Annotated in this window: 19 protein-coding genes; 3 read left to right on the forward strand and 16 right to left on the reverse strand. The window is 33.0% G+C overall.

What is annotated here, in order from left to right:
* From Q0075_RS05845 to Q0075_RS05860, 4 genes are all read right to left on the reverse strand, one after another.
* On the reverse strand, positions 1–1,369 hold a 1,369-nt coding region (locus tag Q0075_RS05845), incomplete at its 3' end, for an acyl-CoA carboxylase subunit beta (RefSeq protein ID WP_297868697.1).
* 74 nt (positions 1,370–1,443) lie between these two features.
* Entirely contained in the window at positions 1,444–2,883 is a 1,440-nt protein-coding gene (locus tag Q0075_RS05850; protein ID WP_297868706.1) for an acetyl-CoA carboxylase biotin carboxylase subunit, read from the reverse strand.
* A gap of 125 nt (positions 2,884–3,008) precedes the next feature.
* Positions 3,009–3,494, reverse strand: a complete 486-nt coding sequence (locus Q0075_RS05855; protein WP_297868698.1) for a biotin/lipoyl-containing protein — start codon at positions 3,492–3,494, stop codon at positions 3,009–3,011.
* Positions 3,495–3,584: 90 nt separating this feature from the next.
* Positions 3,585–5,774 carry a radical SAM protein gene (locus Q0075_RS05860; protein ID WP_297868707.1) on the reverse strand — a complete coding sequence of 730 codons (2,190 nt, stop codon included), beginning with the start codon at positions 5,772–5,774 and terminating at the stop codon, positions 3,585–3,587.
* 109 nt (positions 5,775–5,883) lie between these two features.
* Between Q0075_RS05860 and bshC the strand changes: the two genes are divergently transcribed.
* Both bshC and Q0075_RS05870 read left to right on the forward strand, forming a co-directional pair.
* Entirely contained in the window at positions 5,884–7,473 is a 1,590-nt protein-coding gene (gene bshC / locus Q0075_RS05865; RefSeq protein ID WP_297868699.1) for a bacillithiol biosynthesis cysteine-adding enzyme BshC, read from the forward strand.
* A 183-nt stretch (positions 7,474–7,656) separates the two neighbouring features.
* Complete coding sequence (locus Q0075_RS05870; RefSeq protein ID WP_297868700.1) at positions 7,657–8,076, forward strand: nucleoside-diphosphate kinase; 420 nt, start codon at positions 7,657–7,659, stop codon at positions 8,074–8,076.
* A 71-nt stretch (positions 8,077–8,147) separates the two neighbouring features.
* On the opposite strand, the gene Q0075_RS05875 is transcribed toward Q0075_RS05870, so the two are convergent.
* Positions 8,148–8,444 (reverse strand): DUF721 domain-containing protein, encoded by a 297-nt coding sequence (locus Q0075_RS05875; protein ID WP_297868701.1) that lies wholly within the window; start codon positions 8,442–8,444, stop codon positions 8,148–8,150.
* 1 nt (position 8,445) lies between these two features.
* Positions 8,446–8,862 carry a lipocalin family protein gene (locus Q0075_RS05880; RefSeq protein ID WP_297868702.1) on the reverse strand — a complete coding sequence of 139 codons (417 nt, stop codon included), beginning with the start codon at positions 8,860–8,862 and terminating at the stop codon, positions 8,446–8,448.
* A 108-nt stretch (positions 8,863–8,970) separates the two neighbouring features.
* On the opposite strand from Q0075_RS05880, the gene Q0075_RS05885 reads away from it, so the two are divergent.
* Positions 8,971–10,035, forward strand: a complete 1,065-nt coding sequence (locus tag Q0075_RS05885) for a serine hydrolase (RefSeq protein WP_297868703.1) — start codon at positions 8,971–8,973, stop codon at positions 10,033–10,035.
* Between the two features lie 13 nt (positions 10,036–10,048).
* On the opposite strand, the gene Q0075_RS05890 is transcribed toward Q0075_RS05885, so the two are convergent.
* The 10 genes from Q0075_RS05890 to Q0075_RS05935 form a co-directional block, all read right to left on the reverse strand.
* Positions 10,049–10,231, reverse strand: a complete 183-nt coding sequence (locus tag Q0075_RS05890) for a hypothetical protein (RefSeq protein ID WP_291107832.1) — start codon at positions 10,229–10,231, stop codon at positions 10,049–10,051.
* Between the two features lie 11 nt (positions 10,232–10,242).
* Complete coding sequence (gene ftsY / locus Q0075_RS05895; protein ID WP_297868704.1) at positions 10,243–11,223, reverse strand: signal recognition particle-docking protein FtsY; 981 nt, start codon at positions 11,221–11,223, stop codon at positions 10,243–10,245.
* Positions 11,224–11,349: 126 nt separating this feature from the next.
* Positions 11,350–11,502: a DUF4295 domain-containing protein gene (locus tag Q0075_RS05900; protein ID WP_014389076.1), complete on the reverse strand. Its 153-nt coding sequence runs from the start codon at positions 11,500–11,502 to the stop codon at positions 11,350–11,352.
* An 8-nt stretch (positions 11,503–11,510) separates the two neighbouring features.
* Positions 11,511–11,693 (reverse strand): 50S ribosomal protein L33, encoded by a 183-nt coding sequence (gene rpmG / locus Q0075_RS05905; protein ID WP_008253902.1) that lies wholly within the window; start codon positions 11,691–11,693, stop codon positions 11,511–11,513.
* A gap of 20 nt (positions 11,694–11,713) precedes the next feature.
* The gene (rpmB, locus tag Q0075_RS05910; protein ID WP_008253904.1) at positions 11,714–11,956 is read right to left on the reverse strand and encodes a 50S ribosomal protein L28; all 243 of its coding nucleotides are present in this window, start codon (positions 11,954–11,956) and stop codon (positions 11,714–11,716) included.
* Positions 11,957–12,035: 79 nt separating this feature from the next.
* Entirely contained in the window at positions 12,036–13,283 is a 1,248-nt protein-coding gene (locus Q0075_RS05915; RefSeq protein ID WP_291108366.1) for a CinA family nicotinamide mononucleotide deamidase-related protein, read from the reverse strand.
* A gap of 42 nt (positions 13,284–13,325) precedes the next feature.
* The gene (locus Q0075_RS05920) at positions 13,326–13,670 is read right to left on the reverse strand and encodes a histidine kinase (protein WP_291108364.1); all 345 of its coding nucleotides are present in this window, start codon (positions 13,668–13,670) and stop codon (positions 13,326–13,328) included.
* Between the two features lie 2 nt (positions 13,671–13,672).
* Entirely contained in the window at positions 13,673–14,284 is a 612-nt protein-coding gene (locus Q0075_RS05925) for a fumarylacetoacetate hydrolase family protein (RefSeq protein ID WP_297868705.1), read from the reverse strand.
* A gap of 69 nt (positions 14,285–14,353) precedes the next feature.
* Positions 14,354–15,124 carry a 3'-5' exonuclease gene (locus tag Q0075_RS05930; RefSeq protein WP_291108360.1) on the reverse strand — a complete coding sequence of 257 codons (771 nt, stop codon included), beginning with the start codon at positions 15,122–15,124 and terminating at the stop codon, positions 14,354–14,356.
* Between the two features lie 81 nt (positions 15,125–15,205).
* The coding region (locus tag Q0075_RS05935; protein ID WP_297868708.1) for a 2-oxo acid dehydrogenase subunit E2 at positions 15,206–15,360 on the reverse strand (155 nt) is incomplete at its 5' end.

Here is a 15,360-nt window from a genome sequence, read left to right on the forward strand (position 1 = left end):
CTTTTTCTGCTAATTTAGCCACTGGGTCAGCTGCTTCACTAATTTCTTTTTTGAAGATAATTTCCGAAGCTCCTTTTGCTCCCATTACGGCAATTTCGGCACTTGGCCAAGCAAAATTCATATCAGCACCAATGTGTTTTGAATTCATTACGTCATAAGCGCCACCATATGCTTTACGAGTAATCACAGTTACTCTTGGAACTGTCGCCTCGCTAAATGCGTATAATAATTTTGCTCCGTGTGTGATGATTCCGTTCCATTCTTGGTCAGTTCCTGGTAAGAATCCTGGTACGTCTTCTAATACTAATAAAGGAATATTGAAACAATCACAAAAACGAACAAATCTTGCCGCTTTAATCGAACTATTTACATCTAAACAACCTGCTAAAACCATTGGTTGGTTGGCAACAATTCCAATGCTTCTTCCACCTAAACGTGCGAAACCAACAATAATGTTTTCGGCAAAATCTTTGTGAATTTCAAAGAACGAATCTTCATCGATAATTCCGCTGATTACTTCGTGCATATCGTAAGGTTTGTTCGCGCTATCAGGCACAAGTGTATCTAATTTTTCGCGAACCTCATCTTGAAACTCATAAGGCAATTTTGGAGTCGTTTCTCTATTATTTTGAGGAATAAAACTCAACAATCGTTTAATATCTTCTAAACATTCTACACCATTTGGAGATGTAATATGACAAACTCCTGATTTTGAGGCATGAGTAGCTGCTCCACCTAATTCTTCTGAAGTTACTTCTTCATTTGTAACGGTTTTCACAACGTTTGGTCCGGTTACGAACATGTAACTGTTGTTTTCTACCATCATGGTAAAATCGGTCATAGCTGGAGAATAAACGGCTCCTCCAGCACATGGCCCCATAATAGCTGAGATTTGAGGGATTACTCCAGAAGCTTGAACATTTCTGTAGAAAATATCCGCATAACCACCAAGAGAACGAACACCTTCCTGAATACGCGCACCACCAGAATCATTTAATCCAATCATTGGAGCACCATTCTTCACTGCCATGTCCATTACTTTACAAATTTTCTCGGCATGTGTTTCAGATAATGAACCTCCGAAAACTGTGAAATCTTGAGCAAAAACATATACTAATCTTCCGTTGATGGTCCCATAACCAGTAACAACTCCATCACCATAAATGATTTCTTTTTCCATTCCGAAATCGGTTGTGCGATGCGTAACCAACATTCCGATTTCTTCAAACGAACCTTCGTCTAATAAATATTCGACACGTTCTCTTGCTGTTAATCTTTTTTTAGCGTGAAGTGCTGCTATTCTTTTTTCGCCTCCACCTAATTTGGCTAAAGCAATTTTATCGTTTAATATTTTGATTTTATCTTCCATATTACTTTTTGTTTCAAGTTTAAGGTTTCAAGTTAGAAGTTATCTTAATTCTTACTACTTTTATCTCAATACTCTTAATTAGGTAATCTTAGTACTTTTTGATCTTCTACGTATTGTTGAAATGCAATCATAGCTGCGATTTCGGCTTCGGTATCTAATTTTGATTTTAGTTTTTCAGCATCATAATACGCTTTCACAAATCCGGTATCAAAATCTCCTGAACGGAACGCTTCATGCTCCATAACAAATTTCCCGAAAGGTAAAGTAGTATGAACTCCTTCTACCAAATAATTATCAATCGCCTTAATCATCAATTCGATAGATTCCTCACGCGTATTTCCGTAGGTAATCAATTTTGAAAGCATTGGATCGTAATAAATTGGCACATCCATTCCTTCTTCGATTCCGTTATCCACACGAATTCCTTCGCCTTCTGGTAATTTATAAGTACTTAAAAAACCTACGTTTGGCAAGAAATCATTCATTGGATCTTCGGCATACACACGAAGTTCCATAGCGTGACCTTTGATTTGTAAGTCTTCTTGCTTCATTGGTAAAGCTTCACCACGAGCTACACGAATTTGCAATTCTACTAAGTCCAATCCAGAAATTAATTCTGAAACTGGATGTTCTACTTGCAAACGGGTGTTCATTTCTAAGAAGTAGAAATTATGGTCAGCATCCATCAAAAACTCAACGGTTCCTGCTCCTAAGTAATCACAAGCTTTAGCTACTTTTACCGCAGCTTCACCCATTTCTTTACGTTTTTCTGGAGTCAAAATTGCTGAAGGTGCTTCTTCAACTACTTTTTGGTGACGACGTTGAATACTACATTCTCTTTCGAAAACATACACAATATTTCCATGACTATCTGCCATTACTTGAATTTCGATGTGACGAGGTTTGGTTACATATTTTTCAATGAAAACCGAACCATCTCCAAACGCATTTGTTGCTTCCGAAATAGCTCTATCCATTTGTGAAACGAAATCTTCTGCTTTCTCTACTACACGCATTCCTTTTCCACCACCACCAGCTGAAGCTTTAATTAGAATTGGGAAACCAATTTCTGTTGCAATTTTCTTTGCAGCTTCGATATCGGTAATAGCATCTTCAGTTCCTGGAACCATAGGAATATTGTAATATTTTACAGCTTCTTTTGCTGCTAATTTACTTCCCATCATTTCAATCGCTTTTGATTTTGGTCCGATGAAAATGATGTTATTTTTTTCACAAGCTTCTGCAAAAGATGAGTTTTCACTTAAAAATCCGTAACCTGGATGTACCGCATCAACTCCAAGTTCTTTACAAACTTCAATAATTTTATCACCACGTAAATACGATTGACTTGATGTTGCTTCTCCAATTAAAACCGCTTCATCCGCATATTTAACATGTAATGCATTTCTATCGGCTGACGAATAAACCGCCACCGTTTTGATTCCCATTTTTTTCGCGGTTTTCATTACTCTAATAGCAATTTCACCTCGATTGGCAACTAATATTTTCTTAATTTCTTTCATCTTGATTTTGGTTTCAAGTTTGAGGTTTCAGGTTAAATAAGTTTGTGTAAAAGTTTCAGTTGTTATAAATTCGATTAATGAAGCAACTTGAAACTTTAAACCTGAAACTAAACTATTTATTCGAATTCAATTAACAATTGTCCTTTATCTACTGCATTCCCTTTTTCAACGGCAATTGATTTGATAACTCCATCTCTTGGTGAAAGGAAACAGTTTTCCATTTTCATGGCTTCTAAAATCAATAAAGGATCGTTTTCTTTTACTTCTTGTCCTACCGAAACGTTGATTTCTAAAATCAAACCTGGCATTGGCGCTTTGATAGCGTTTACCAATTTTGTTCTACCACGTTCGATTCCCATGCTTTTGATTAACTCATCAATAGCACCAGAAATCGCTACTTCATAAGTGTTGTTGTTAACTTTTACGGTATATTTTTTGGAAATAAAATCAGCCGAAACAATTTCAGCTTTGTAAGGTTTATTGTCTTTTAGTACGTGAAACTTTGTTGCTTCTACCTTTACGGCGTCTAATTTTTGAAGATCGTTTTCAGTAACTTCAAACGAAGCGGAATTGTTTACTAAAAGTTTATAATTTGCGCTCATATGAGATTTTTTTAGTGGATGTAAACTTACGAAAAGAAAACGTTTTCGTAAATACCAAATCTCATAAAATTTGTAAAAATGCTATAGGTTTTACAAGGATACTAAACCAAATTGTTTTAAAGTCATCATGGGTTTTGAATACCAAAACAATTCAAAATCCTCCCATTTTTGTTCAAAGTCGGTTTTTAATTGCGAAAAAGTTATTTTGTTCTCAGCAAAAACTGAAATTTTATCTAAAGTTTCCACCAACCATTTTCCTTCTTCGGCATTTAAAGAAATATCATAAGATTGGGTTTTGTTATGAAACGTTAATTTCATCATTTCCCAACTATTCACTTTTTTCGATTTCGTATAGATTTCTGTTAGAGGTGTGCCTCCTAGCCAAACGATTTTAGCATTGGGTTTAGTGGTAAAATTTTGTTCATTTTGAAGACAATTATAGATGTAATCCGATGGAATTTTGGTTTTTGGAATCTTAAAATCGAACCAATCTTGCAAGTCGTAATCGAAACAAATTCCGTGCATGTAATTGAATAACGATTTTTTCAATCCGTAACTAAACTTATCATGATTGATTCCAGTTTTGTCTTTGAAATTGATATCATTATTAGCAAACATAATTTCATTCTGCTCAGGGATTACGCCGAATTCTTCTGGGAACATGCCCACAGGTGAATGCGCCGTCATGGCAAATTGATGCCAAAAACCACTTTGCAAAACACCTAATTCAAACAATTGGCGCACCATTTCCAAACTATCCACCGTTTCTTGAATGGTTTGTGTTGGATAGCCGTACATCAAATAAGCATGCACCATTATTCCCGATTCTGTGAAATTTCTGGTTACTTGTGCAACTTGTTCGACGGTTACTCCTTTTTTGATTAGTTCTAAAAGTCGGTCTGAAGCCACTTCTAATCCACCAGAAACCGCAATACACCCCGATTCTTTTAGCAACAAACACAAATCAGCCGTAAAACTTTTTTCAAAACGAATGTTGGTCCACCAAGTGACTACTAATTTACGTTTGATAATTTCCAAAGCGACTTCACGCATTAAGGCTGGCGGTGCTGCTTCATCTACAAAATGGAATCCGTTTTCCCCTGTTTGAGCGATTAATTCTTCCATTCGGTCGACTAAAATTTTGGCAGCGATGGGTTCGTATAACTTGATGTAATCTAACGAAATATCGCAAAACGTACATTTTCCCCAATAGCAACCGTGAGCCATAGTAAGTTTATTCCAGCGACCATCACTCCACAAACTGTGCATAGGATTGGCTACTTCGATTACAGAAATATATTTATCTAATAATAAATCAGAATAATCAGGAGTTCCTACTTCACTTTGTTTGTAATCATGGCGAGTGGAGTTATTTTTATATGTGACTTGATTGTTTTCTAGAAGAAATGTTCTTTTTAAAGGCATCTCTAGTTCGCTCGATGTGACAAAATCGTAAACTAATTCAATAGGTAATTCGCCATCATCTAAAGTGATAAAATCGAAGAATTCAAAAACTCTTTTATCTTTTAATTCTCGGAGTTCGGTATTTGGGAAACCGCCGCCCATTGCGGTTTTGATATTTGTAAAATTAGCTTTTATGAATTGAGCACAACGGAATGCACTATATAAATTACCGGGAAATGGAACTGAAAAACAGATCAATTTAGGTTGCACTATCTCAATTCTTTCTTTCAGAATTTTGATGATGATTTTGTCGATAAAAGTCAACTTTTGTTGTAAATGTTGGTACAGTTCATCAAACGAATTTGCACTTCTACCCAAACGTTCGGCATAGCGACTAAATCCAAAATTTTCATCAACACATTCTACAATAAAATCCGATAAATCTTCAAGATATAAAGTAGCTAAATGTTTCGCTTTGTCTTGCATTCCCATCGAACCAAATGCAAATTCCATATCGTCTAATTGATCAAATCGAGAGGCTTCAGGAAGAAAATTTCCAGAGCAAATTTGACGAGCTAAAGATGGATTCTTTCCTTGAAGAAAAGCGATTACGGAATCGATTGTTTTGATGTAATCATCTTTTAACGTAAAGATTCGCTGTGAATTTGCTCCAAATTCCTCCAACCTGGAACTCGAAACTTGAAACAAACGTTCTAAACCTTCTTTGGAAAACAGTTCTAAAATCACTTCAATACCTAAATCCATTTGGTAAGCCGAAATGTTTTTAGTGTTCAAAAAACCTTTCAAATAGGCAGTTGCTGGATACGGTGTATTCAGTTGGGTAAAAGGCGGTGTGATTAAAAGAATGTCTTTCAAGGATGAATTTGTTTTCTGCAAAAGTAAGGCTTTTTATGAAATCCTAACTCCTTGTTAAATACGATTAGGAAATGTATAAATTTACTATTTTAGCAGAAAATTTGCAAAAATGCCAAGCGACTGTATAACGTATCAAAATTCGGGATATTTTTCAAAACTAATCATTGATTATTTAGACCAAAAGGCTGAATTAAAATCGTTATACAATCAATTTCCAACAGTAGAAAATTTTAATCTTCAAATGGAAGAGAAAAGTAAAAATTTTCCAATTGAAAATCGTGAAATTTTAGTAAAAGTATTAATAAATCAATATCAAAATTTTGAGGTTTCTGAAACTACTTCAAATAACATTAAACTTTTAAAAGATACAAAAACCTTTACCATTACCACTGGTCATCAGTTAAATTTGTTTACTGGTCCTTTGTATTTTTTGTATAAAATTGTTTCGGTAATTAATCTAACAAAGGAATTAAAAATAGCTTATCCTGAATATAATTTTGTTCCTGTGTATTGGATGGCAACTGAAGATCATGATTTTGATGAAATCAATTTTTTCAATTTCAAAGGCAAGAAAATTCAATGGAACAAAGAAAGTATGGGGCCTGTTGGGCGTTTAAACACTGAAGGTTTGGAACTTGTTTTTGAGCAATTTTCGAATGAATTAGGCTTAGGAAACAATGCGAACTACCTACGCGAATTATTTAAAAAATCCTACTTAGAGCATGCTAATTTAGCAGATGCAACGCGTTATTTAGCGAATGAATTGTTCAAAAATGAAGGTTTGATAATTGTTGATGGTGATGATTTAGAGCTAAAAAAACTATTCATTCCGTATGCTAAAGAAGAATTATTACATCAAACTTCTTTTAAAAAGGTAAATGAGACGCTTCCTTTATTAGAACGATATAATGTACAAGTAAATCCAAGAGAAATTAACTTGTTTTATATTCAAGATGATTTGAGAGAACGTATTGTTTATGAAAATGGAAATTACGCAATCAACAACATTTCTTTATCTTTTTCAGAAAGCGAAATACTAACAGAATTAGAAAATAATCCAAATAATTTTAGTCCGAATGTAATTTTACGTCCGTTGTATCAAGAAGTGATTTTACCTAACCTTTGTTACATTGGCGGTGGTGGTGAATTGGCGTATTGGTTAGAATTGAAATCTAATTTTGAAGCAAATGATGTTACGTTTCCTATCTTATTACTTCGAAATTCTGTTCTACTAGCTACCAAAAAGCAGGAAGAAAAATTAGATAAATTAGGTTTGAATTGGAATGATGTTTTTCAAAAACAAAAAGATTTAATCAATAAAAAAACAAAAGAATATTCCAATTTTACTATTGATTTTAGCGAACAAAAAGCATTTCTTAAAAAACAATTTGAAGATTTGTACACAATAGCAAATCAAACAGACAAATCATTTTTAGGAGCCGTAAAAGCGCAAGAAGTAAAACAATTGAAAGGATTAGACACTTTAGAAAGACGCTTACTAAAAGCTGAAAAAAGAAATTTAAATACGTGTTTAGATCAAATCATTTCGATTCAAGATGCGCTTTTTCCATCGCAAAGTTTACAGGAGCGAAAAGATAATTTTGCTACTTTTTACGTGTCACATGGCGAAGTACTAATTTCGATTCTTTTGAAAGAATTAAAGCCTTTAGAACATGAATTTAAGGTAATTACTTTGTAAAACCAATTGGCAAGAATTCGGAAAATGGCTTTTTAGCCCCGATGGGAGCAATCTACCGTGTAGTGCGGACAGCGGGAAAATGGATTACAAAAATTCCCGAACCATTCGCTTTAAAAAAAATCTATTATTGTTTCTAGTTTAAAGATTTATAGCTACTTTTGCACCCAATTTAAAAAGATAAAAATGGCAACGAATAGAACATTTACTATGATTAAGCCAGATGCTGTTGAAAAAGGACACATCGGTGGAATTTTAAATATGATTACTGAAGGTGGTTTCAGAATTGTAGCAATGAAATTAACGCAATTAACGGTAGCTGACGCTCAGAAATTTTATGCAGTACACAGCGAAAGACCATTTTTTGGTGAGTTAGTTGAATTTATGACAAGAGGTCCGATTGTGGCGGCTATCTTAGAAAAAGACAATGCTGTTGAGGATTTCAGAAAATTAATTGGTGCTACAAATCCAGCTGAAGCTGCTGAAGGAACTATCCGTAAAAAATATGCTTCTTCTATTGGTGAAAATGCAGTTCACGGTTCTGATTCTGATGAAAATGCTGCTATTGAAGGTGCTTTCCATTTTGCTGGAAGAGAGCAATTCTAATTATTGCAAAACGAAAGAGTAATCTTTCCTTTAAATATAAAATCCCGATTTTTCATGAAATCGGGATTTTTTTATCTTAAAATGAGTTGGGTAATCAAATCTTTTCTTACCTCTTCATTAATCATTTTGATGATTTTCTCTTTTCCATAACTTAATTCTTCTCTTAAAACTGCAGAAGATAATGCAACATAAAGTGTTGCTCCTTTTAATTGAATTTCGGTAGTATAATTGTTAACTCCTTGGCCCATTACATTTTTCCATGCATCACGAACGTTGACAACATCCATGCCTGTTTCCAACTTATTTTGAGAAATAAATTGTTTCAAAACATCACCTATAGGACTTTCTTCGTTAAATCGCTTAGCCATCTTATTTTACTGAAAATTTTGTAGGTCTTTTGTAATAATACTCCATTTCTTGCTCATTTTTAACTACTAATTTATCTTTAGTTAGTTCAATTATTTCTTCCTCCCAAGAGGCATAATTTGTTTTGTATTGAAGGGTAGCTTCTCCGTTTTCCAAAACTACAGATATGTTTTCTTGAAGGTCATTGGTCAAGTAAGTTCCATCTAATTGAGGCATTACTTTTTTTCTAAAGCCTTTTTTATTTTCAATTTTGAAAAAATCTATTGTTTCATTTACCTTATATTCTTTTTTATCGCCATCAGGAAGATCTACTTTTTCGATTTCCCAATACCCATTTAAATTAGATATATCAGCCTCTTTGATTTTTTGTTTACAGGAAAGCATTGAGGTTAAAACAATTAATAAAAATATTTTTTTCATAAAAGCACATTAAAATTGAAGTCTAAAATTACAATTAAAAAATCAAATCAATTAAACTATTATGTATTTTTATTGTCTAATCAATAGTTTAATCTTTTTAAAACTTATATGAAAAAACTTATCCCTTTATTTTTACTCACAATACTACTGAGCTGTAGTAATGATGATTCGTCTTCTAATATTCCTGATGAAAAAATGTATTTTCCTCCTATTGGTTCATCCACTTGGGAAACAAAAACAGTAGCATCACTTGGGTGGAATGAATCTCAAGTACAACCCTTACTAAATTATTTAGAAGAAAAACACAGCAAAGGTTTTATCATTTTACATAATGGTAAAATTGTTATGGAGCATTATTTTAATGGCCACACTGCAAATGATACTTGGCAATGGAATAGTGCTGGTAAAACATTAGTAGCAAGTACAGTTGGGATATCACAACAAGAAAATCTATTGAACATAAACACTAGAGTTTCACAATATCTAGGAACAGGATGGACCAGCGAGCCATTAAATAAAGAAAATTTAATTACATCTCGTCATTTATTAACCATGACATCAGGAATTAATGATGAAAGCGATTTGGTAATTACTCCAAATCTAACTTATTTAGCTGACGCTGGAACTCGTTGGTCATATCACAATGTTTTTCAAAAATTAATGGATGTAGTTGCAGCTTCTAGTGGTCAAACATTTGAAAATTATTTTAATACCAAATTAAAAAACAAAATAGGAATGGATGGATTTTGGAATAACGGGGTTATATATAAAATTTATCACAGTAACACCCGAAGTATGGCGCGATTTGGCTTGTTAGCTATGAATAAAGGAAAATGGAATAACGAACAAATCATTAATCAAACTTATTTCAATGAAAGTATTTCAACTTCACAAAGCATTAATCCATCTTATGGGTATTTGTGGTGGTTAAATGGTAAGTCCAATTACATGTTACCAGGAAGTCAAACTTTATTTTCTGGGTCAATTGTTTCCAATGCTCCAGCTGAAATGTATGCTGCTATGGGAGCTGCAGATCAAAGAATATATGTAGTTCCAAGCAGAAAATTAGTGATTGTGAGAATGGGAGAAGCTTCTAATCCAGCTAATCCAAACTTTGCTGTTTCGGGATTTGATAACGAATTTTGGCAAAAAATAAATGCTGTTATTAACTAACAGCATTTATTTTTTATTTTTTTAATTTCTTTTTACCACTTGTAAATTTAATCAACAAATACATAAAAATCGCAAAAGAAGTTAATCGAAGAGATAAAAATATAAAATCATATCCTTCAAATGGTATAGCAATTAAAGCTAAAACCAAAGCAACTAAAAAGAGTTGTACTGTTCTGTATTTTAAAAGTTCTTTCACGGTAGTAAATCTTATTTAAAAAACGAATCTACAAATTCGTATTTATTAAACACTTGTAAATCTTCAATTCCTTCACCAACACCAATATATTTGACTGGGATTTGAAATTGATCTGAAATCCCAATAACAACTCCACCCTTTGCAGTTCCATCTAATTTGGTAACTGCCAAACAAGAAACTTCTGTTGCAGCAGTAAATTGTTTTGCTTGCTCAAAGGCATTTTGACCTGTAGAACCATCTAAAACCAAAAGTACATCATTTGGTGTGTTTTCCACCACTTTTTGCATTACTTTTTTTACTTTAGAAAGTTCATTCATCAAACCAACTTTGTTATGCAAACGACCTGCTGTATCAATAATAACAACATCAGCATTTTGAGCGACTGCACTTTGTAAAGTATCAAAAGCTACAGAAGCAGGATCACTTCCCATTTGTTGTTTCACAATTGGCACACCTACTCTATCGGCCCAAATTTGTAATTGATCAATAGCAGCTGCTCTGAAAGTGTCTGCCGCACCAAGAACTACATTATAACCAGCTTTTTTAAACTGGTAGGCCAACTTACCGATAGTAGTGGTTTTTCCAACTCCATTCACACCAACCACCATAATTACATATGGTTTTGTATTCGCTGGAATTTCAAACTGCGTTGCTTCACCTGAATTAGTTTCTGATAATAAACCTGCAATTTCTTCTCTTAGAATACCATTCAATTCATCAGTTCCAAGATACTTATCTCTTGAAACACGTTCTTCAATACGCTCTATAATCTTTAATGTGGTATTAACTCCTACGTCAGAAGAAACTAAAATTTCCTCTAAATTATCTAAAACCTCCGCATCCACTTTCGATTTTCCAGCTACAGCTTTAGTAAGCTTCGAAAAAAACGATGTCTTTGTTTTCTCTAATCCTTTGTCTAAAGTTTGTTTTGCCTCTTCACTTATAGCTTGTTCCTTCTTATCGGAAGAAAATATTTTTTTAAAAAAACTCATACTAAAATTAAGGTTTAAGCTTTTATAGATTGTGATTTTTTTACTTGAATCTATTTATCTGACAAATGTAAAAATAAAAAAGCTACTTTCAAACGAAAGTAGCTTATCTATATAGTGTAAAATGAATTATTTCTTTTTCAAGAATTCATCAACTTCTTCTGGAGTCATAACTGATTCAACGAAAGTATAAGCACCAGTTTTTGGAGACTTAACCATTTTGATAGCTTTAGTTAATCTTTTAGAAGCTGTTTGTAAAGTTGCTACGGTTTTCTTTGCCATGACTTATCTTATTTAATTTCTTTGTGAACAGTTACTCTTTTTAAGATTGGATTAAATTTTTTAATCTCTAATCTATCTGGAGTGTTTTTTTTATTTTTTGTAGTAATGTAACGAGATGTTCCAGGAACTCCTGAAGTTTTGTGCTCTGTACATTCTAAAATAACTTGGATTCTATTACCTTTCTTTGCCATTTTGATCTATGTTTTAAGGATTATACAGATTTAACAAATCCGTTAGCTTTTGCATTTTTCAATACAGCAGCAATTCCATTTTTATTAATCGTTTTTAAAGCAGCAGTTGAAATTTTCAACGTTACCCATCTATCTTCTTCAGGAATATAAAAACGTTTTTTAACTAAGTTAACAGAGAATTTTCTCTTTGTTTTATTCATAGCGTGAGAAACATTGTTTCCAACCATCGCTCTTTTACCTGTAAGTTCACAAACTCTTGACATTATTTCTAATCTTTATTTCGTTATCTAAAATCAGGGTGCAAAGAAACGAAATCCATTTCATATACACAACTATCTTTTGCTATTTTTTTAAAATTTCTTTATAAATTAATTCAAGACCTTTACCTATCGTTCTATCAATGACTTTTTCACGAGGTTGCCCAAAGTTAAATTCTTCTACAAAAACTTCATCAGGAGTAGCAATTCCTATAAAAACAGTTCCTAATTCTGCTCCACCTGATTCTTTTGTGGGTCCAGCATTTCCTGTAGTAGCGATTGCATAATCAGAATTCATCATTATTTGAATCGATTTAGCCATTTCAGAAGCTACCTCAGAACTTACTACTCCATGTTTTATAATCAAATTTTCATCTATATCTAAAACATCTATTTTAGCCTGAGTAGCATAACTCACTACACTTCCTCTAAAATATTTTGAAGCTCCAGGCACGGCTGATAAAGTTGCTGCAATTTTTCCGCCAGTACAACTTTCTACTGTTGAAATTGTTAATCTTTTTTCGGTCATTAATCTTCCTAAGACTACTTCTATTGAATCGTCTTCATTATAACCTACAATTATATCATGAATTAATAAATCGAGTTTTTCGACCTGATTTTTTATTTCAGTTTTTAAAACTTCTTCATTTGTTCCTCTTCCCGTTAAACGCAAACGAACCTTCCCTGGGCTTGGCAAATAAGCCAACTTAATGAAATCAGGTAAATTATTTTCCCATTCCTCAATTTGCTCTGCAATCATGCTTTCACCACGACCATATGTCATAATAGTCTGATGTACAATATATGGACGTTCAAACTTTTGAACCAAATTTGGAATTACCTCATTATCAATTAAATATTTCATTTCGTAAGGAACTCCAGGCAAAGAGATAAAAACCGTATTTTCTTTTTCCATCCACATCCCAGGTGCCGTTCCTACTTGATTAAAAAGTACTTTTGCTTTGGTTGGCACTAATGCTTGATCTCTATTAATTTGCGTAATTGGTCGCTTATAAATTCCTTCAATAATAGATTTTACGTGAACTAAAACCGCTTCATTTTCCACCAAAGTATCCTTAAAATAATCACAAAAAGTCTTTTTGGTAATATCATCTTTTGTTGGTCCTAATCCACCCGTTACAATAACAACTTCTACTTTATTTTGAAGCGAATGAAACGTATCTAAAATATGTTGTTTTTCATCAGAAATGGATACCATTTCATACGTTGCAATCCCTATTTTATCGAGGGCTTTTGCAATATAAGAAGAGTTTGTATCAATAATTTGGCCAATAAGAATTTCATCGCCAATGGTGACTATAGCAGCTTTCATTTTAAATATTTATAAATTGGGGAATTTTTTAAAATAAGAATCTTACAGTTTGAAATCTTTTTTAATTTCTTTAACCGCCAAATCAATTCTCTCCTTTAAGGATTTGAAAACTTCTTTAATTTCTTTTCTTTTTCCTTCAACTCTAGTCCAAGCCATTATCTGAAGGTTTTCTTCATAAGCCAAATCCATACCTAACAGATCTAAAGTAGGTTTAATTTTATGACATGAAGAATAGGTTCTTGCATAATCCTTATCATCTATTGCACATTTTATAGATTTAATTTCAGCCGGAACCTCTTCTAAAAACAAAGTAACAATCTGCAAAGCAAATTCAATATCATTTTCCGAGATTTCATACACTTTCGCTAAATTATATTGTAATGCCATAACTACCTAATTTGAATTTTAAACATCGACTTACCTTCAATAAAACCTTCTAAAACATCTCCTTCCGTTACCTTAGCAACACCTTTAGGAGTTCCTGTAAAAATTATATCTCCTATTTTTAATGTAAAATATTGAGAAATATACGAAATTAACTCGTCTATTTTCCACAACATTAAATTTGTATTGCCTTCTTGAACGATTACTCCATTTGATTTTAACTCAAAGTTAATATTTTCCAATGAAGAATAATCTTTTTTCGATGTAAAGTTTCCTATTACCGCTGAATGGTCAAATGCTTTTGCTTTCTCCCACGGCAAACCCTTCTCTTTCAACTTATTCTGCACATCTCGGGCTGTAAAATCAATTCCTAAACCAATTTCTTCATAATATTTATGAGCAAATTTAGTATCGATATATTTTCCTACTTTACAAATCTTGACCAATACCTCCACTTCATGATGAATATCATTACTAAAAGCAGGAATCACAAATGGATTTTTGTTAGGTAAAATAGAAGAATCCGGTTTCATGAAGATAACCGGTTCTGTTGGTCTTTCATTGTTTAACTCCGAAATATGGTCAGCGTAATTGCGTCCAATACAGATTATTTTCATAATTTTAGTGATTAGTAAGTAGTGAAAAGTAATTAGCGACTATTCACTAATTACTTTTCACTAATCACTTTATTTAGTATTTAACTTTCTCAATTTAATTCCTGTCAAAACCTTTTTAGTATACAAAGGAAAATCAGCATTTTGAATCCAACCGAAATAACCTGGTTCCTTATCAAAAACTTCTTCTACCAAAGCGCCCTTATGCTTTCCGAAGGTAAAAATTTCTTTACCTTCATTATTTAAAGCAATAAATCCAGCAAAATCAACTGATTTTTTACGTGTTGTGAATTCAGCTAACGATTTCATATCGTTTTCTAAATTCTCGTAACGATCCAATTGCGCTTTTAAGATTTCGTAAGTTGCCATCGTATCCGCTTCAGCACTGTGAGCATTTTCTAAACTTTGTCCGCAATAGAATTTGTAAGCCGCACTTAAAGTACGTTCTTCCATTTTATGGAAAATCGTTTGAACATCAACAGAAACTCGGTTTTTCATATCAAAATCAACTTCTGCACGTAATAATTCTTCAGCTAAAAGTGGAATATCGAATCGATCCGAATTAAATCCAGCCAAATCCGAATCTTTAATCATATTATGAACTTGAGATGCTAATTCCTTAAAGGTTGGCTCGTTTGCTACTTTTTCATCCGTAATTCCGTGAACCGCTGTAGTTTGTGGCGGAATGGGAATGGTAGGATTTACCAACCAAGTTTTACTTTCTTTATTTCCGTTTGGATATACTTTAAATATTGAGATTTCTACAATTCGGTCTCTTGCTACATCAATTCCAGTAGTTTCAAGGTCGAAAAAGCAGATAGGGCGTGTTAATTTTAATTCCATAGCGATTTTATATGTGACAAAGATAGAAAAACCCGATAGCTTTTAAAACTATCGGGTTTACATTTATAAATTATTCTCAGATTAGAAATCTCTGTTTACATCAAAAGCTTCTAAATATTCAGCTACACGTTTCACAAAACTTCCTCCTAATGCTCCATCAACTACTCTATGGTCATATGAATGCGATAAGAACATTTTTTGACGGATTCCAATGAAATCACCTTCTGGAGTTTCGA

This window comes from uncultured Flavobacterium sp., from assembly GCF_937967675.1.
GTDB lineage: Bacteria > Bacteroidota > Bacteroidia > Flavobacteriales > Flavobacteriaceae > Flavobacterium.